The organism is Streptomyces javensis (assembly GCF_039525925.1).
GTDB classification, from domain to species: Bacteria; Actinomycetota; Actinomycetes; order Streptomycetales; family Streptomycetaceae; genus Streptomyces; species Streptomyces asiaticus.
In genome coordinates this window covers 38,393-54,790 of sequence record NZ_BAAAIF010000040.1, presented here as the reverse complement: position 1 = coordinate 54,790, position 16,398 = coordinate 38,393, and the positions used below count along the sequence as shown (strand labels likewise).

General features: G+C 71.0%; 19 protein-coding genes. 5 read left to right on the top strand and 14 right to left on the bottom strand.

Annotated elements, in window-relative coordinates:
* Positions 1-119: 119 nt before the first annotated feature.
* The gene (locus tag ABD329_RS29745) at positions 120-758 is read right to left on the bottom strand and encodes an NADPH-dependent FMN reductase (RefSeq protein ID WP_198275354.1); all 639 of its coding nucleotides are present in this window, start codon (positions 756-758) and stop codon (positions 120-122) included.
* 52 nt (positions 759-810) lie between these two features.
* Here ABD329_RS29745 and soxR point away from each other — a divergent pair, with 52 nt between their 5' ends.
* Positions 811-1,272 carry a redox-sensitive transcriptional activator SoxR gene (soxR, locus tag ABD329_RS29740; protein WP_198275353.1) on the top strand — a complete coding sequence of 154 codons (462 nt, stop codon included), beginning with the start codon at positions 811-813 and terminating at the stop codon, positions 1,270-1,272.
* A 12-nt stretch (positions 1,273-1,284) separates the two neighbouring features.
* On the opposite strand, the gene ABD329_RS29735 is transcribed toward soxR, so the two are convergent.
* Positions 1,285-2,532, bottom strand: coding sequence for a GNAT family N-acetyltransferase (locus ABD329_RS29735; RefSeq protein ID WP_198275352.1), 1,248 nt, complete (start codon positions 2,530-2,532; stop codon positions 1,285-1,287).
* A gap of 127 nt (positions 2,533-2,659) precedes the next feature.
* Positions 2,660-3,298, bottom strand: coding sequence for an RsiG family protein (locus ABD329_RS29730; RefSeq protein ID WP_198275351.1), 639 nt, complete (start codon positions 3,296-3,298; stop codon positions 2,660-2,662).
* A 146-nt stretch (positions 3,299-3,444) separates the two neighbouring features.
* Between ABD329_RS29730 and dtd the strand changes: the two genes are divergently transcribed.
* Positions 3,445-3,870 carry a D-aminoacyl-tRNA deacylase gene (dtd, locus tag ABD329_RS29725; RefSeq protein WP_044581611.1) on the top strand — a complete coding sequence of 142 codons (426 nt, stop codon included), beginning with the start codon at positions 3,445-3,447 and terminating at the stop codon, positions 3,868-3,870.
* Positions 3,871-4,069: 199 nt separating this feature from the next.
* Here dtd and ygfZ read toward each other — a convergent pair whose 3' ends face one another.
* The 3 genes from ygfZ to ABD329_RS29710 all read right to left on the bottom strand — a co-directional run bounded on the left by ygfZ (position 4,070) and on the right by ABD329_RS29710 (position 6,244).
* Positions 4,070-5,035: a CAF17-like 4Fe-4S cluster assembly/insertion protein YgfZ gene (ygfZ, locus tag ABD329_RS29720; protein WP_198275350.1), complete on the bottom strand. Its 966-nt coding sequence runs from the start codon at positions 5,033-5,035 to the stop codon at positions 4,070-4,072.
* Between the two features lie 9 nt (positions 5,036-5,044).
* Complete coding sequence (locus tag ABD329_RS29715) at positions 5,045-5,554, bottom strand: Fur family transcriptional regulator (protein WP_198275349.1); 510 nt, start codon at positions 5,552-5,554, stop codon at positions 5,045-5,047.
* Positions 5,555-5,680: 126 nt separating this feature from the next.
* Positions 5,681-6,244: a heme-binding beta-barrel domain-containing protein gene (locus ABD329_RS29710; protein WP_198271853.1), complete on the bottom strand. Its 564-nt coding sequence runs from the start codon at positions 6,242-6,244 to the stop codon at positions 5,681-5,683.
* Between the two features lie 272 nt (positions 6,245-6,516).
* Here ABD329_RS29710 and ABD329_RS29705 point away from each other — a divergent pair, with 272 nt between their 5' ends.
* The gene (locus ABD329_RS29705; protein ID WP_014053928.1) at positions 6,517-6,882 is read left to right on the top strand and encodes a DsrE family protein; all 366 of its coding nucleotides are present in this window, start codon (positions 6,517-6,519) and stop codon (positions 6,880-6,882) included.
* 65 nt (positions 6,883-6,947) lie between these two features.
* On the opposite strand, the gene ABD329_RS29700 is transcribed toward ABD329_RS29705, so the two are convergent.
* The 7 genes from ABD329_RS29700 to ABD329_RS29675 all read right to left on the bottom strand — a co-directional run bounded on the left by ABD329_RS29700 (position 6,948) and on the right by ABD329_RS29675 (position 11,356).
* Complete coding sequence (locus ABD329_RS29700) at positions 6,948-7,205, bottom strand: DUF3099 domain-containing protein (RefSeq protein WP_014053929.1); 258 nt, start codon at positions 7,203-7,205, stop codon at positions 6,948-6,950.
* Between the two features lie 121 nt (positions 7,206-7,326).
* A complete protein-coding gene (locus ABD329_RS29695) occupies positions 7,327-7,614 on the bottom strand; it encodes a DUF1416 domain-containing protein (protein ID WP_020869513.1) in 288 nt (95 codons plus the stop codon).
* A gap of 32 nt (positions 7,615-7,646) precedes the next feature.
* Positions 7,647-8,486 carry a sulfurtransferase gene (locus ABD329_RS29690; RefSeq protein ID WP_198275348.1) on the bottom strand — a complete coding sequence of 280 codons (840 nt, stop codon included), beginning with the start codon at positions 8,484-8,486 and terminating at the stop codon, positions 7,647-7,649.
* Between the two features lie 157 nt (positions 8,487-8,643).
* A complete protein-coding gene (locus ABD329_RS48320; RefSeq protein ID WP_351229977.1) occupies positions 8,644-8,724 on the bottom strand; it encodes an Ms5788A family Cys-rich leader peptide in 81 nt (26 codons plus the stop codon).
* Between the two features lie 211 nt (positions 8,725-8,935).
* The gene (locus tag ABD329_RS29685; RefSeq protein ID WP_198275347.1) at positions 8,936-9,622 is read right to left on the bottom strand and encodes an LmeA family phospholipid-binding protein; all 687 of its coding nucleotides are present in this window, start codon (positions 9,620-9,622) and stop codon (positions 8,936-8,938) included.
* A gap of 85 nt (positions 9,623-9,707) precedes the next feature.
* A complete protein-coding gene (locus ABD329_RS29680; RefSeq protein WP_198275346.1) occupies positions 9,708-11,069 on the bottom strand; it encodes a hypothetical protein in 1,362 nt (453 codons plus the stop codon).
* 11 nt (positions 11,070-11,080) lie between these two features.
* Entirely contained in the window at positions 11,081-11,356 is a 276-nt protein-coding gene (locus ABD329_RS29675; protein WP_198275345.1) for a MoaD/ThiS family protein, read from the bottom strand.
* A gap of 121 nt (positions 11,357-11,477) precedes the next feature.
* Here ABD329_RS29675 and ABD329_RS29670 point away from each other — a divergent pair, with 121 nt between their 5' ends.
* Positions 11,478-13,220: an ABC transporter ATP-binding protein gene (locus tag ABD329_RS29670; RefSeq protein WP_198275344.1), complete on the top strand. Its 1,743-nt coding sequence runs from the start codon at positions 11,478-11,480 to the stop codon at positions 13,218-13,220.
* The gene (locus ABD329_RS29665; RefSeq protein ID WP_281404601.1) at positions 13,217-15,175 is read left to right on the top strand and encodes an ABC transporter ATP-binding protein; all 1,959 of its coding nucleotides are present in this window, start codon (positions 13,217-13,219) and stop codon (positions 15,173-15,175) included. The genes ABD329_RS29670 and ABD329_RS29665 overlap by 4 nt, the downstream gene beginning before the upstream one ends.
* A 52-nt stretch (positions 15,176-15,227) precedes the next feature.
* On the opposite strand, the gene ABD329_RS29660 is transcribed toward ABD329_RS29665, so the two are convergent.
* Positions 15,228-16,109 (bottom strand): alpha/beta hydrolase, encoded by an 882-nt coding sequence (locus ABD329_RS29660; protein WP_425574395.1) that lies wholly within the window; start codon positions 16,107-16,109, stop codon positions 15,228-15,230.
* Positions 16,110-16,398 lie beyond the last annotated feature (289 nt).

Sequence of the window (16,398 nt, the reverse complement as noted above, 5' to 3'; positions counted from 1 at the left end):
GCACCGGGCGAGCCAGCCGCATCAGCTGAGCCGCTGAGCCGCCGCACCGGCTGAGCCACAAAGCCGGTGAACCGTGTTCCCGGCGGCGCCGTCAACGGGGGTCGGCGCCGCCGGGCGGATCAGCTGCCGTACGGGTGGGTGCTGCGGGCCGTGCGCAGGGCCCGCGCCCACCAGGCGAGCTGGTCGAGCATCGCCCCGGCGGCGGTGTCCGGACCCTCGGGGTCCTTCAGCCGGCCGTCCTCTCCGAAGAGCCCGCCCGCGTTGTGGAAGCTGACCGTGTCCCGGACGGTCACGGCGTGGACCTCGGCGAAGACCGGCCGCAGATGCTCGACCGCGCGCAGCCCCCCGGAGATGCCGCCGTAGGAGACGAAGCCGACCGGCTTGGCCTGCCACTGGGTGAAGTGCCAGTCGATCGCGTTCTTCAGGGGGGCGGGGTAGCTGTGGTTGTACTCGGGGGTGACCACGGCGAACGCGTCGGCCGCGTCCAGCCGGGGCGTCACGGCATCCAGGGCCGCGACGTCCTCGGGACCGGGACGGTGGGTGAGCGCCGTGGGCAGCGGGGTCTCGGCCAGGTCCACGACGTCGACGCTCATATCGGAGCGGAGCGTCGCATGACCGGCGAACCAGTCCGCGATCTTCGGCCCGAAGCGGCCGTCGCGGGTGCTGCCGATGATGATGGCGAGCCGGATGGGGGAGCCGGTGTCGGTGACGGATGCGGGCGTTGTGGTCGCCGTCAGAACGGCGGTGTCTGTCGTCATGGGACGAGCCTCGGACTTAAACAAAGGTTGAAGTCAAGCTACCCTCGGCACCATGACGCAACTGACCTGGAAGACCCATGAGCTCACGGTCGGCGAGCTCGCGCAGCGCAGCGGGGTGCCCGCCTCCGCGCTGCGCTTCTACGAGCGCGAGGGGCTGATCCACAGCCGCCGCACCTCCGGCAATCAGCGCCGCTACACCCGCGACACCCTCCGCCGCGTGGCCTTCGTCCGCTCCTCGCAGCGCGTCGGCATCCCGCTGGCGAGGATCCGGGAGGTCCTCGGGCTCTTCCCCGAGGACCACGTCCTCACCAAGGAGGACTGGGCCCGGATCTCGGAGTGCTGGCACGCGGACCTCAACGAGCGCATCGCACAGCTGGAGAACCTCCGCGACCACCTCACCGACTGCATCGGCTGCGGCTGTCTGTCGATCGACAAGTGCGCGCTGGCGAACCCCTACGACCGGCTGGGCGAGCAGGGCGCGGGCGCCCGCCGACTGCTCAAGTCCAGCTGCTGAGCACCGGGCGGCTCAGAAGACATCGGGGCACCAGGGGCGGCGCGGGGTCCGCAGCAGCCGGTCCGCCAGCGCGGCGGCGCCCGGGCGCTCCTCCGCTATCCGGCCCAGCGAGGCGAGCCGGACGGCCGACTCGTCGCCCAGCCACAGGGTGCCCAACTCGCCGATGTCCATGGTCAGATCGGCCGGACGGCCCGTGGTCGCGCACGCCGCGCCGTCGGGGCCCGCCTCCAGGAAGTAGCGGCCCCCGGCCAGCCCCGCGGCATCGCGCAGCTCGAGCACCAGCGAGCCCTCGACCGGGTACGCACGGGTCTCCAGCAGCTGGGGCACATCCAGCGGGCGCAGCCACAGCCAGTCCGCATACGTGGTGACCTGGGCCGCGCGGGGATCGCCGAGCAGCAGCGGAAGCAGATCGTCGGGGGCGCGCCGGCCGGTGTTGACCCGGGTCACCCAGTCGACCGAGAGCAGGAAGTGCCACAGTGCCCGCTCGGCGGCCGGGCTGACCGCGATCAACTCGAGCACGGTGGCGGTGTTGTACGGCCGTTTGTTGCCCTCCCAGCGGTCGTCCACCGTATAGGCGAGCAGTCCGTCCACCGAGCCCTCGGGGGAGCGGTGGAGCACATAGAACGGCTCGGTCCAGGGGCGGTTGGGGTACTGCCGCTGACCCGTGTTGATCCGCCACCAGGGGTCCGGGCGGTCGATGACGCCGGGCTGCTGGGCGCGCAGCCGCTCATGCAGGGCGGGGCCCAGCTTCCGCACCTCGTCGGCGTCGGCGAAGTCGACCCGGCCGCCGTCCACCGGAGCCGAGTGGCGCGGGTCGAGACCGGCCCGGGGGACGTCCACCTGCCATTCGGTGATCCAGGTGGCCGGGCCGAAGCCGTACCGCCCGTAGATCGGGTACTCGGCCGCGATCAGGGTGGCCACCGCCTCGCCCCGCTCCTTGGCGGCGCGCAGATCGTGCTCCATCATCCGGCTGAGCAGCCCCCGGCGGCGGTGGGTGGCCGACACCGCGACATTGCTGATCGCGTCGGCCGGGACATCTGCCCCGCCGACCGCCGTCAGCCGCTGTGCGAAGCTGCGGAAGGTGGCCACACAGCGGTCCCCGTCGAAGATCCCCTGCGTACGGGACAGATCGATCTGCTCCCGCCGCAGCTCCACCTCCTCCTTCGGCGCCTCCGGCGGACGCAGAAAGCCGGTGTTGAGCGCGACGGTCCAGTTGGGCAGATCGGAATCGGCGAGCGGGGTGCGGAGTTCGAGGGCCATGCGCACACGCTAAGCGTCCGCCGCCACAGGCCGCACGCCGATTTCCACACCCCTCGGACCAGGTCTTTTCATCACACCGCACCCTGTGGACAGCTCGGCGAACACATCGCGGGCGGCCTGTCACCGCCTACGCCAGCAGGTCGTCCACCTGCGCCTCTCCCTCGCGGTACCGGCGGGCGATCTCCGCGCTGCAACCGTCCGCCGTGCGCTGGAGTTCCTGCCGCCGCCGCGAGACCTGCCGCTCATGGCCGACCAGGCGGGCCATCGCGCCGTGCAGCTCCTCGTCCGTACGGGCCCGCAGATCGGACAGGCCCACCTCGGCCAGCATCTCCTCGGCCAGCCGCTCGTACTCCGCGTCCTGCGGCGTCCCGAGCGTGACATGCCGGGCCGAGGAGCGGTGCCGTGGGGGGAGGTCCGCGAGGATCTCCGGCAGCCGGTCCACCAGCGCGGCGGGCGGCTGGGCAGCGGCCGCCGCGGGCGCCGGGTCACGGCGGTGGCCCAGCTCGGCGCGGAGGATGTCGATCCGCCCCTGGAGCAGTCTGCGCAGATAGCTCAGATCTGCCTCCTCGCGCTGTGCCGAGCGGCGCAGCGCCCGCAGCTCCGGCAGCCGCAGCGCGTTCAGACCGCTCGCGGCCGCGGATGTGGACGTCACGGCCGGCGCCGTCACGGCGGCTGAGTCGGCCAGCCGTCCGCCGCGCTGGCTCGGCGGCCGTGGCGGCAGCAGGCCCTCGGTGGCCATGGGCTGGCCGGTGCCCGATGTGGTCATTGGTGTCCGTCCCCTCCAGCGATGCGTCGTTCTCGCAGTTCCTGCCCGCCTGCACCGCCTGCACGCATCGTGTCACCAGTGATGCTCCCTGTGCAGCGGCTCTCCACCCGATCGGCCCCGGATGGACGCACGGCATCATGGTCGTCATGCGTGCTGTGGTACAGAGAGTGGACGGGGCGAGCGTCGTCGTGGACGGCGAGACGGTCGGCGAGATCGTCGGTGAGGGGCTGTGCGTACTGGTCGGGGTGACGCATGACGACACCCCGGAGAAGGCGGCCCAGCTGGCCCGCAAGCTGTGGTCCGTAAGGATGCTCCACGACGAGAGGTCCTGCTCGGACCTGGACGCTCCGCTGCTGGTCATCAGCCAGTTCACGCTCTATGGCGACGCCCGTAAGGGGCGCCGTCCCACCTGGAACGCGGCGGCGCCCGGCGGGGTCGCCGAACCGCTCGTGGACGAGGTGGTGGCCCAGCTGCGGAAGCTGGGCGCACACGTGGAAACGGGCCGGTTCGGAGCGGCCATGAAGGTCTCGCTCACGAACGACGGCCCGTTCACGGTGCTGGTCGAGGTCTAGGGGGCTTCTGATGGATCCCCGTGGCGTCGCGACGCCCGGCACGCCCTCTCGCCGCACCGGACAAAAGCCCTAGTAGCTCCGCTACGAGGGCTTCCGCCCGGCACGCCGAGAGCACGCACCGAACGCCGCTCCTTCCTCCACGGAGATCCATCAGAAGCCCCCTAGCCGAACCGAGAGGCCCGGCGGACCGGCAGTGGGTTCACGGCTCCACGACCGTCTCCTGTGCGGCGGCCGTGGAGTCCGCGATCAGGTCCGCGTCCACCGGCACATTGCGCTTGACCAGCGCGAGCGCGATCGGCCCCAGCTCGTGGTGGCGGGCCGAGGAGGTGATGAACCCCAGCTGGCGGCCCTCCTCGCCCTCGGAGGCCAGCCGTATGGGCGCGCCGTGGGACGGCAGTGCCACCTCGCTGCCGTCGAGGTGGAGGAAGACCAGCCGGCGCGGTGGCTTCCCCAGGTTCTGCACCCGGGCGACGGTCTCCTGGCCGCGGTAGCAGCCCTTCTGGAGATGGACGGCGGAGCCGATCCAGCCCAGCTCGTGCGGGATGGTGCGGTGGTCGGTCTCCAGGCCGACCCGCGGCCGATGGGCCTCGACCCGCAGCGCCTCGTACGCCAGCACCCCGATCGGCGGGCCGCTCGCCTCGGCGAAGGCGGTAAGGCGCTCACGGGGCAGGAACAGGTCCCGGCCGTGCGGGGTCTCGCGGACGACGGCGCCCTCGGGGGCCTCGGTGATGCTGCCCGCCGGGAGATGGACGACCGCGTATTCGTCGGTGCGGTCCGCGATGTCCACCCGGTAGAAGAACTTCATGCTCTCCAGGTAGGCGATCAGCTCGCCCTGGCTGTCGGGCTCGACATGGGCCCAGGTGGTTTCGCCGTCGTCGACGAGGTAGAGCGCGTGTTCGATGTGGCCGTGGGCGGAGAGGATCAAGGCTTCGGTGGCCTGGCCCGGCGGTAGTTCGCTGACGTGCTGGGTGAGCAGCAGATGCAGCCAGCTCAGCCGGTCGGCACCGCTGACCGTGACCACTCCGCGGTGCGAGAGGTCCACGAAGCCGGTGCCGTCGGCGAGCGCGCGCTGCTCGCGGAACAGGTCGCCGTAGTGGGCGGCGACGCCTTCGTCGGGGCCCTCGCCGGGGACGGCGCCGGGCAGCGACAGCAAAGGGCTCTTCATGAACTCAGCCTACGACCTGCGGGCTCGGCCCTCACCGGAGCGGTTGTCGGAGCCGTCTCCACGGAGCCGTCCGGGGTCTCCACCGGCCTCTCCTGCGCGCTGCCGGGCGGAGCAGGAGGCACACCGGCCGAAGATCGCGAAGTGCTTCAGATCGGTGTCGAAGCCGAAGTCCGCCCGGAGCTGCCGGGTGAAGGCGTCGGCCACGGAGACATCGGCCTCGATCACATCCGTGCAGTCCCGGCACACCATATGGATGTGATGGTGCCGGTCGGCCAGGTGGTACGTGGGGGCGCCGTGGCCGAGATGGGCATGGCTGACCAGGCCCAGCTCCTCCAGCAGCTCCAGCGTGCGGTAGACCGTGGAGATGTTGACACCGCTCGCGGTGCGCCGCACCTCGGTGAGGATCTCGTCCGGAGTGGCGTGCTCCAGGTGATCGACGGCTTCGAGCACGAGCTGGCGCTGCGGGGTCAGACGATAGCCGCGCTCCCGCAGATCGCTCTTCCAGTCGGTGGTCGCCACGGTGCAAGTGTAGGCGGGCCCGCGGTGACCGGCCGGACGCACAGGGGGAGAACCGGACGCGGTACGCGAGAGCCCGGCTCGGCGGCGAGCGGAAGGCGCGAACCGGGGGCCGGGGGCCGGGGGCGCTCAGCGGAAGAAGGCGATCCCGTCGTCCGGCAGGTCCTTGAGGTCCTTGGCCCACTCCCGGGGGTCCACGACCTTCTTCAGATGCGCGGACATGTACGGGCGCAGCTCGACCTCGGGGGTGGCCTTCTCGCCGACCCACATCAGATCGCTGTTGACGTAGCCGTACAGCCGCTTGCCGCCCGAGTAAGGGGCCGCGTGGGCGGTGCGCGCCACGGCGTCCGTCGCCAGGTCGATCTGCGGCTTGCCCTCCGCGAGCTCGCCGTACCAGACCTCGACGATGCCCTGGTCACGGCTCATCACGACCTCGACCTTGCGGTCCTTGTCGATCCGCCAGTAACCGGACTCGGTCTCCAGGGGGCGGACCTTCTTGCCCTCGGAGTCCAGCACCCAGGTGTGCGAGACGTACTCGATGAAGTCACGGCCGTCGTGCGTGAAGGTGGCCTCCTGGCCGAAGTTGCACTTCTCGGCCCCGGGGAAGTCCGAGACGCCGGCCCCTTCCCAGTTGCCCAGGAGGAAGGCGAGCGGCACGAGGTCCGGGTGGAGGTCGGACGGAATCTGGATCATGAATTCAGGCGATCTGTCGAGAGTCGAGCCGTGGTGGCGGGGCGGGAGCGGTTCAGCGCTGGCCCTGGTACAGCTTCTTCCAGGTCAGCGCGGCGAAGCCGAGCGTGGCCACGGCGACCAGGATCATCAGGGTGGTGAAGACTGCCTCAAGCACGAGCGCGCTCCTCGGAACAGATGATGGACGGAACCGAGTCTAGTCGCCGCCGGGACGGCCGGTGGAGACAGGTGGCCGTGCGGCGCCGGGCCCGGGGTGCCGAGCCTAAGGTTGACGCATGGCGAAGAAGCTGGTGATCAAGGTGACGGCGGGCGCGGACGCTCCCGAGCGGTGCTCCCAGGCGTTCACGGTGGCGGCGGTGGCCGCGGCGAGCGGTGTCGAGGTCTCGCTCTGGCTGACCGGCGAGTCGACGTGGTTCGCGCTGCCGGGCCGGGCCGCGGAGTTCGAGCTTCCGCATGCCGCGCCGCTTCCGGATCTGATCGACGGCATCCTTACGGGCGGCGGGACGATCACGGTGTGCACACAGTGTGCCGCGCGGCGGGAGATCGAGGAGAAGGATCTGATCGAAGGTGCCCGGATCGCGGGCGCTCAGGTCTTCGTGAGCGAGATCATGCCGGACGGTGTCCAGGCGCTCGTGTACTAGCTCAACTGGGGCTCCGCCCCAGACTCCGCCCCAGACCCCGCGGTCCAGAGGCGAAGCCCTGTCGGTCAATGCCGGTGGTTGTGCTCGTCCAGCTCCCGCCACCACCGGTCGGACTCCTCGTCCCCCGATTCGTCCCACCACCGGTCGTCCGGGCCCCGGCGATTGGCGACGATCGCCGCCAGAGGCGGGATCACCATGGCGACGATGCACATCGCGACCGCGGCGGGGACGGACCACAGGCGCACAAAGGCCCACGCCGAGATGAAGAGCGTCAGACACGCGCCCATCAGGAAGAAATATGCGTGGCGGCGTCGCGCGTACATATGTCCAGCGTACGTCCCGGTCCGCCGCACCGACAGACGGAGGGCCGCACCCCGCCGAGGCGTCCAACCCCGGGGTGCGGCCCTCCGGCCGTGAGTCACGGTCACGACACGTCGTAGCGCGTCAGACGGCGATGGCGACCTCCGCCAGCCCGCCCTTCTGGGCGACGACGGTGCGGTCCGCGGTGCCGCCGGGAACCAGGGCGCGCAGCGTCCACGTGCCCTCCGCGGCGTAGAAGCGGAACTGCCCGGTCGCGGAGGTGGGGACCTCGGCGGTGAACTCGCCGGTGCTGTCCAGCAGCCGGACGTACCCGGCGACGGGCTCGCCGTCGCGGGTCACCGAACCCTGGATCGTGGTCTCACCGGGCTTGATCGTCGAGGCGTCGGGGCCGCCGGCCTTGGCTCCACACATGGATGTCTGTCCTTACGTTCGAGGGAGAGGGGTCAGCTGTCGGAGCCGAGCTCGACCGGCACGCCGACCAGCGAGCCGTACTCGGTCCAGGAGCCGTCGTAGTTCTTGACGTTGGTCTGGCCCAGGAGCTCGTGCAGGACGAACCAGGTGTGAGCGGAGCGCTCACCGATGCGGCAGTAGGCGATGGTGTCCTTCGACAGGTCCACGCCCGCGCCCTCGTAGATCTCCTTGAGCTCGTCGTCGGACCTGAAGGTGCCGTCGTCGTTGGCCGACTTCGACCACGGGATGTTGCGGGCGCTCGGGACGTGGCCCGGACGCTGCGACTGCTCCTGCGGGAGGTGGGCCGGGGCGAGCAGCTTGCCGGAGAACTCGTCGGGGGAGCGCACGTCGACCAGGTTCAGCGAGCCGATGGCGTCCACGACCTCGTCGCGGAAGGCGCGGATGGAGGTGTCCTGCGGCTTGGCCTTGTACTCGGTCTGCGCGCGGGTCGGCACCTCGGCGACCAGGTCGCGGGAGTCCAGCTCCCACTTCTTGCGGCCGCCGTCGAGCAGCTTGACGTCCTGGTGGCCGTAGAGCTTGAAGTACCAGTAGGCGTACGCCGCGAACCAGTTGTTGTTGCCGCCGTAGAGGACGACCGTGTCGTCGTTGCCGATGCCCTTCTCCGACAGGAGCTTCTCGAAGCCGGCCTGGTCGACGAAGTCACGGCGCACCGGGTCCTGGAGGTCCTGCTTCCAGTCGATCCGGACGGCGTTCTTGATGTGGTTCTTGTCGTAGGCCGAGGTGTCCTCGTCCACCTCGACGATGACCGTCTTGGGGTCGTCGATACGGGCCTGGACCCAGTCGGCGTCCACCAGGACGTCACTGCGGCTCATGTTTCTCTCCTCCGGGGCAGTTGCGGCGGTACGGGCACGCTCACGACGCGGCGCCGCGCGGGGCGTGCGGCGAGCGTACGAGCGAAGGTGCGGGAAGGCCCGGCGTGACGGGCCGAAGAGGGGGGCCGGTCCGCGGCGTGCGCGGACCACGTCCCGTTCAGACCGGGCGACAGAGCATGGCGGCGACGCGGCACAGGTCGACTGCCCGCCGCTTCGTGAGATCCGCCTGTCGCTTCATGGGTCCGATCGTAGGGACGGACAGGCGGGCATGTCACCGGCGTGTCGCATGATGAGACGTTATCGTCCGGAGTGTGAGATGACCGGCGGGTGAACGGCCGGGGGGCGTGGCCGCGGGGGCCCGCGGCGGGCAGGAGCGTCCGTATACGCGGACATGATCGTCTCAGTGAATGGACCAGGGGCGTGATCGGACGCCCCTGGTGCTGATCGCGTCAGCCCGTCAGCTGGACGTTGTTACCCGCTACCGAGACGTCTATGCCGTCCTTGGAGGTCTCCACCTTGTCCAGCCGCATACCGGTGGGCAGTCCCTCGATCTTCCGCTCCATGTCGGCCTTCTCGCGCACCTTGTCCTCCCACTGGGGGATGCTGCCGCCCGGTATGGACTCGGCGTGCAGCCGGATGGTGTTGCCGTTCACGATGGTGACCTGGGAGTGAGCGGTGAGGGTGAGGCCCAGCAGACTGCCGGTGATCTTGACCTTGTTGGTGCCCGCCGGGTCCTGGGCGACCGTGATCCCCGGACCGGCGGCCTGTGACAGGTCCGCGTAGCTGATGTGGGCCGAGCCGGTGGCGCGGTCGGCGCTGGCCGACGAGAAGTTGCCCGAGATGCGGACGTTGTGCAGCTGGGCGTCGAGCTCGGTGACCCGGACGCTGCGGCCGTCGCCCGCGTCCGTCGTCAGCCCGTCCACGCCGACGTCGACCTCGTCCAGCTCCTTGCCCACGACCTGGGTGAGGAAGGGGAAGCCCTTGATCGAGACGTTGGGCGTGGTGGTCAGGCCCTGAGAACTCTTGATCTTGTCGGCCGCCTTGGACTCGGCCATGTACACCGCGATGCGGTCGGCGGCCACGAAGAGGCCGCCGAGTATCACGACGACGATCAGTGTGATGCGTAGTGCGCGCATGTGAGTGGGTCCCCCAGGCTCTCGCTCAGGCCCTCGCGCCTGAGGCTGCGAGCCTATCCGGAGCGGCTGAGCGGGAGCCGGGGAGTCAGCCCAGAGCGCGGCCGATCACATAGACCACGGGGGCGGCGGCCGCGAGCGGCAGCGCCACACCGGCCGTCAGGTGGACGAAGCGTGAGGGGTAGTCGTAGCTGGCGACCCGGTGGCCGATCAGCGCGCACGCCCCGGCCGCGAACCCGAGCAGGGCGGCGGTGGACGTGCCCGTTCCGGTGAGCTGCCCGGCCCCGACCCCGGCGCCCGTGGCGGCCGCCAGCGCGACCACGACGGCGGCGGCCGTCGGCAGCGGCAGCGCCCGGACGAGCACGGCCACGGCGACGGCGGCCGCCCCCACCACCACGGCGTCCGAGGACTCGGCGACGGCGGCCAGATGGCCGGCCGCGAGCACGGCGAGGGCCGTGGCCGCCACGGCGGCCGTAAGGCCGTACAGCCGCTCGTCCGGGGAGGCGTGGCTGCGCAGCTGGAGGATCAGCACCAGCAGCAGCCAGACGCCGATGGTGCCGATGACGACCGTCGGGGCGTGTGACGGCTCGGTGGCGAGCAGGCCGATGTCGGCGGCCAGACCGCCCGCGAAGGCGAGCGCGATGCCCTGCCGGGCGGGCCACATGCCGTTCAGCCGGAACCAGCCCGCCGCCGTGACCGCCTGAAGCGCCGCCACCGCGACGGCGACGGCCGGACGGCCCAGCGGCGCGGTGGCCGCGAGCAGCGCGGCGAGCACGGAGGTCAGGGCGGCGGGGACGAACCCCGGGTGGAGGATCTGCGGACGGCCCTCGGCCTTGGCCTTCTCGGCGGCGGTGAGCGGCCGGTCCGGCCGCGGGGCGGGCGGCTCGGCGGTCGCGGTCGCGGCTTGTGCCGGAGCTTGTGCCTGAGCCGGCGCCTGAGTCTGTGGCGGGGTCTGAGTCTGTGGCGGGGTCTGGGCCTGGGCCGGGGCCTGAGGCGGTGCCTGGGACGGACCGGCGGGCTGGTGGTACGGGTGCTGCTGCTGAGCCCAGCCCTGGGCGTACTGCCCCTGGTGGCCTTGGTGCGGCTGCTGCCCCTGGTGGCCCTGCTGCCCCTGGTGCCCCTGCTGGGCGGCGTACGGATCCGCGTACGGCTGCTGCTGGTACTGCTGCTGCGGGTGCTGGTACTGCTGCGGCTGGGCCTGGGCGTACCCCTGCTGCTGCGGATACCCCGCGTACCCCTGCCAGTCGGCCGCCGGCTGCGCCCCCTGGCCATTGCCGCCGTGAGCGCCGTAAGGATGCGCGCTCTGGTCGTATCCCCCATAAGGAGCCTCGTACGACCCGTACGGGGGATACGGCTGCTGCGGGTGCTGACCCTGCGGCTGCTGGCCCTGCTGCTGATGAGGCTCGTGGGGCTGATGAGGCTCGTGGGGCTGGTGCGGCTGGTTGCTCATGAGCTCGGGGTTCACCCTCCTGCGAACGGCGGGAGCACCTCGACCGTGCCGCCCTCGGCGAGTTGGATCGTCTTGTGGTCACGGGTGCCGGCCGGGGCTCCGTCGACCAGGAACGAACAGCGCAGCAGGACCCGCGCGAACTCCGGCCGCGCGGTGTGCCGCTGCCGGGCCGCTTCGAGCGCCTCCGCCAGTGTCCACGCGGTGTACGGCTCCTCCGCGGTGCCGGCCGCGGCGCGGGCCGCGGCCCAGTACCGGATGGTTCCGGCGGGCGTGCTCATCATCGCCATCGCGATCCCTTTCCCGTCATCTGCCGCCTCCATGATGACGGGTGCGGGACCGCGCCCGGGACCACACGCGGTTCGTCGAAAATACGGCCGGTTCGGGACGAGCGTCACTTAAGGTTTCCGTGTGCTGGTACGACTGATACGGGCGTATCTGAGGCCCTATACCCGAACGATCACGCTGATCGTCTTATTGCAGCTGGTGCAGACCCTCGCCACCCTCTACCTGCCCGCGCTGAACGCGGACATCATCGACAGCGGAGTGGTGAAGGGCGACACCGGCTACATCCTCCGTGTCGGCGGACTGATGATCGCCGTCACCCTCGTCCAGATCGTGTGCGCCGCGGGAGCCGTCTACTTCGGCGCCCGCACCGCCATGGCGCTCGGCCGCGATGTGCGCGCCGCCGTCTTCGACCGGGTGCAGTCCTTCTCCGCGCGGGAGATGGGCCACTTCGGGGCGCCGTCCCTGATCACCCGCACCACCAACGACGTCCAGCAGGTGCAGATGCTGTGCCTGATGGCCTTCACGCTGATGGTCTCGGCGCCGATCATGTGTGTCGGCGGTGTGGTCATGGCGCTCAACGAGGACGTGCCGCTGTCGGGGCTGCTCCTGCTCATCGTTCCGGCCCTGGGCCTCGTGGTCACGCTCATCGCCCGCCGGATGCGGCCGCTGTTCCGCGATGTCCAGCAGCGCATCGACACGGTCAACCGGGTGCTGCGCGAGCAGATCACCGGGATCCGGGTCATCCGCGCCTTCGTCCGCGACACCCATGAGCGCGACCGCTTCACCGACGCCAACACCGGGCTGATGGATGTCTCGCTGCGCGCCGGGCGGCTGATGTCGCTGATGTTCCCGGCCGTGATGCTGGTGGTGAACGTCTCCAGCGTGGCCGTCGTCTGGTTCGGCGGACACCGCATCGACAGCGGCGGGATGCAGGTCGGCGCGCTGACCGCGTTCCTCAGCTATCTGATGCAGATCCTGTCGTCCGTGATGATGGCCACCTTCATGTTCATGATGGTGCCGAGGGCCGAGGTGTGCGCCGAACGCGTCCAGGAGGTGCTGGACACCGGGACCAGCGTCGTACCGCCGTTGATGTCCGTCGCGCCCGCGCCCGCCGACGCCGGACGGGGGCTGCTGGAGCTGCGGGGCGTGGAGTTCCGCTACCCCGGCGCCGACGCGCCCGTGCTGCGCGACATCTCGCTGACCGCCCGGCCCGGCCGGACCACCGCCGTCATCGGCTCCACCGGCAGCGGCAAGTCGACCCTGCTCGGACTGGTGCCGAGGCTGTTCGACGCGACCGACGGCAGCGTTCACCTCGACGGGGTGGATGTGCGCGACCTCGACCCCGAGGTGATGACCCGGAGCATAGGGCTGGTCCCGCAGAAGCCGTACCTCTTCGCCGGCACCGTCGCTTCAAACCTGCGGTACGGCGACCCCGACGCCACCGACGAGGACCTGTGGCGGGCCCTGGAGACCGCCCAGGCACGGGAGTTCGTGGCGGCCATGGAGGGCGGTCTGGACGCCCCGATCGCCCAGGGCGGGACCAATGTGTCCGGCGGTCAGCGGCAGCGGCTGGCGATCGCCCGCGCCCTGGTCCGCAAGCCGTCCGTCTACCTCTTCGACGACTCCTTCTCCGCGCTCGACTACGCCACCGACGCCCGGCTGCGGGCGGCGCTCGCGGACGAGACGGACAACGCGACGGTCGTCATCGTCGCCCAGCGGGTGTCCACCATCCGGGGCGCCGATCTGATCGTGGTGCTCGACGCGGGCCGGATCGTCGGCGCGGGCACCCACGGCGAGCTGATGGCCGGCAACAAGACCTACCGCGAGATCGTGCTCTCCCAGCTCACCGAGGAGGAGGCGGCATGAGCGGCACCTCGGCGCCCCGCAGGGGTCCGGCGCCCGCCGCCGGGCCAGGCCGCTTCATGGGCGGTCAGCCCACCGAGCGGTCCATGGACTTCCGCGGCTCCAGCCGCCGGCTGCTGGCCCGGCTCCGCCCCGAGCGCGGGATCGTCCTGCTGGTGCTCGCGCTGGGCACGGTCAGCACCGGGCTCGCGGTGGTGGGCCCGAAGATCCTCGGTGAGGCCACCGACCTGATCTTCGCGGGCATCGTCGGACGGCAGCTGCCCGACGGCGTCAGCAAGGAGCAGGCCGTCCGGTGGCTGCGCGACAAGGACCAGGGCACGGTCGCCGACATGGTCGCCTCGATGGACGTCACCCCCGGCCAGGGCATCGACTTCCACGCGGTCGGCGTCGTGCTGCTGTGGGTCACGGCGCTGTACGTGGCCGCCTCGCTGCTGGGCCTGGTCCAGGCCCGGGTGGCGACCGTCGTCGTCCAGCGCGCGGTCTTCCGGCTGCGCGAGGACGTGGAGCACAAGCTGGCGCGGCTGCCGCTGGCGTACTTCGACAAGCAGTCGCGCGGCGAGGTGCTCTCCCGCGCCACCAACGACATCGACAACATCCAGCAGACGCTCCAGCAGACCCTCAGCCAGATCATGGCCTCGCTGCTGACGATCGTGGGCGTGCTGTCGATGATGTTCTGGATCTCGCCGCTGCTGGCGCTGGTCGCGCTGATCACCGTCCCGGTCTCGGTGTGGCTGACCACGCGCATCGGCAAGCGCGCCCAGCCGCAGTTCGTGCAGCAGTGGAAGACCACGGGCAAGCTCAACGCCCATATCGAGGAGATGTACACCGGCCATGCGCTGGTGAAGGTCTTCGGCCGGGAGAAGGAGTCCGCACAGGCGTTCCGGGAGGAGAACGACAAGCTCTACGCGGCCGGCTTCCGGGCCCAGTTCATCTCCGGGCTGATCCAGCCGTCGATGATGTTCATCGGGAACCTCAACTATGTGCTGGTGGCCGTGGTCGGTGGGCTCCGGGTGGCCTCCGGCGCGCTGTCGATCGGCGATGTCCAGGCGTTCGTCCAGTACTCCCGGCAGTTCAGCCAGCCGCTCACCCAGGTCGCCTCCATGGCCAACCTGGTGCAGTCGGGCGTGGCCTCCGCCGAGCGGGTCTTCGAGCTGCTGGACGCGCCGGAGCAGAGCGCCGAGCCGGTGGACGCGCGGCGGCCGGAGGCGGTGCGCGGGCAGGTCGCGTTCGAGGAGGTCTCCTTCCGCTACCAGCCGGACACACCGCTCATCGAGGGGCTGTCGCTGTCGGTGCGGCCGGGCCAGACCGTGGCCATCGTCGGGCCGACCGGCGCCGGAAAGACCACGCTGGTCAATCTGCTGATGCGGTTCTACGAGGTCTCCGGCGGGCGGCTCACGCTGGACGGGGTGGACATCGCCGAGATGTCTCGGGAGGAGCTGCGCTCCCATATCGGGATGGTGCTCCAGGACACCTGGCTGTTCGGCGGCACGATCGCGGAGAACATCGCGTACGGGGCGGAGGGGGCGAGCCCCGAGAGGATCGTCGAGGCGGCGAAGGCCACATATGTGGACCGCTTCGTACGGATGCTGCCGGACGGCTACGACACGGTGATCGACGAAGAGGGCTCCAACGTCAGCGCCGGTGAGAAGCAGCTGATCACGATCGCCCGGGCGTTCCTCTCCGAGCCGTCGATCCTGGTCCTGGACGAGGCCACCAGCTCGGTCGACACCCGTACCGAGGTCCTCATCCAGCGGGCGATGGCCTCGCTGCGCAGCGGCCGTACGAGCTTCGTGATCGCCCACCGGCTGTCGACCATCCGGGACGCGGACGTGATCCTGGTGATGGAGTCGGGGCGGATCGTGGAGCAGGGCTCGCACGACGCGCTGCTGGCGGCGGGCGGTGCGTACGCGCGGCTCTACGCGTCCCAGTTCGCGGAGCCGGTGGCGGAAACCGAATAGCGGGCCGCTCGGGGCCGTTCGGGGGCCGTTCGGGGGCCGCTCGGGGACGGGGTCAGGCGTGGGCCGTGGCCCAGTCGGCGATGCGGGCCAGCAGATCGGGGGAGGCGGCGGTCTCGGCGTGGCCGTAGCCCGGCTCGATCCACAGCTCCGAGGTGGACGGGTCCGCCGCCGACGCCAGCATCCGCGGATGGTCCAGCGGGAAGTACGGGTCCCGGTCGCCGTGCACGATCAGCAGCGGGGTCGGCGCGATCAGCGGCGCCGCGGCCACCGGGGACAGCGGGTCGACGGCCCAGCCGCCGGGGTCGATGCGGGTGCGCAGCCCGTAGCGCGAGACCAGCCGCCCGGTCGGCCGGGTGATCGCCCAGTGGAGCCGCCGCATGGGCGCGGTGCCGCGGTAGTACCAGCGGGCGGGTGAGCTCACGGCGACGACGGCATCGGGCGCGGCGCCGTCGGTCGCCCCGGCGGGCGCGGCGCCATCGGCGGACCCGGCGGACCCGAGTACGCCGTCCGTGCGCCCCGGCGAGCGCCCTGTGCGCTCCCCCTCGTGTACGTCTTGCAACGGCTGGATTTCTTCGATCTTCCCGTAGAGCGCCGCCTGCCGGATCACCACCGACCCGCCCATCGAGAAGCCGACCGTGGCCACCCGCCGATGTCCGAGCCGACGCGCCCAGCGCACCGCGGCGGCCAGGTCCAGCACCTCGCGATCGCCGACCGTGGACCGTCCGCCGGACCGCCCATGACCCCGGAACGAAAACGTGATCACGGCCGTACGCTGCTGAAACTCCGACGCCACCCGCCGTAGCGCGGGGCGCTCCAGGGCGCCGGAGAAGCCGTGCCCGACCACCAGCGCGAGCTGGCCGGAGGGTTCGGCGCCGAGGGTGGGGGAAGGTTCGTAGCGCGCCTCGATCGAGACCGCGTCATCGGTCAGCAGCATGGCCCGTTGCTCGCCCGCGATGACCGCGGAAGGACAACGGGGAGCGGATTGAGCCTCTCCGGCGCATGTCATGTGGGTTATTCTGTCGTGAAGAGGATCCGGGCAACGTAGCCCCCGGGTCCTTTTGTGCTTTCAGGGCGGGGTGCGCGTTTGAGCGCACCGTCGCTCCAAGGGCGCGGAGCGTGACCGTACGAAGTAGTAGCCGCAGACTCCCCCGGGCACGGCCTGGGAGGTGCCCCTCTCGCAAGGGACCGAGGAGGAACCGACGTAATGGGCGAGCGAAGCGTGC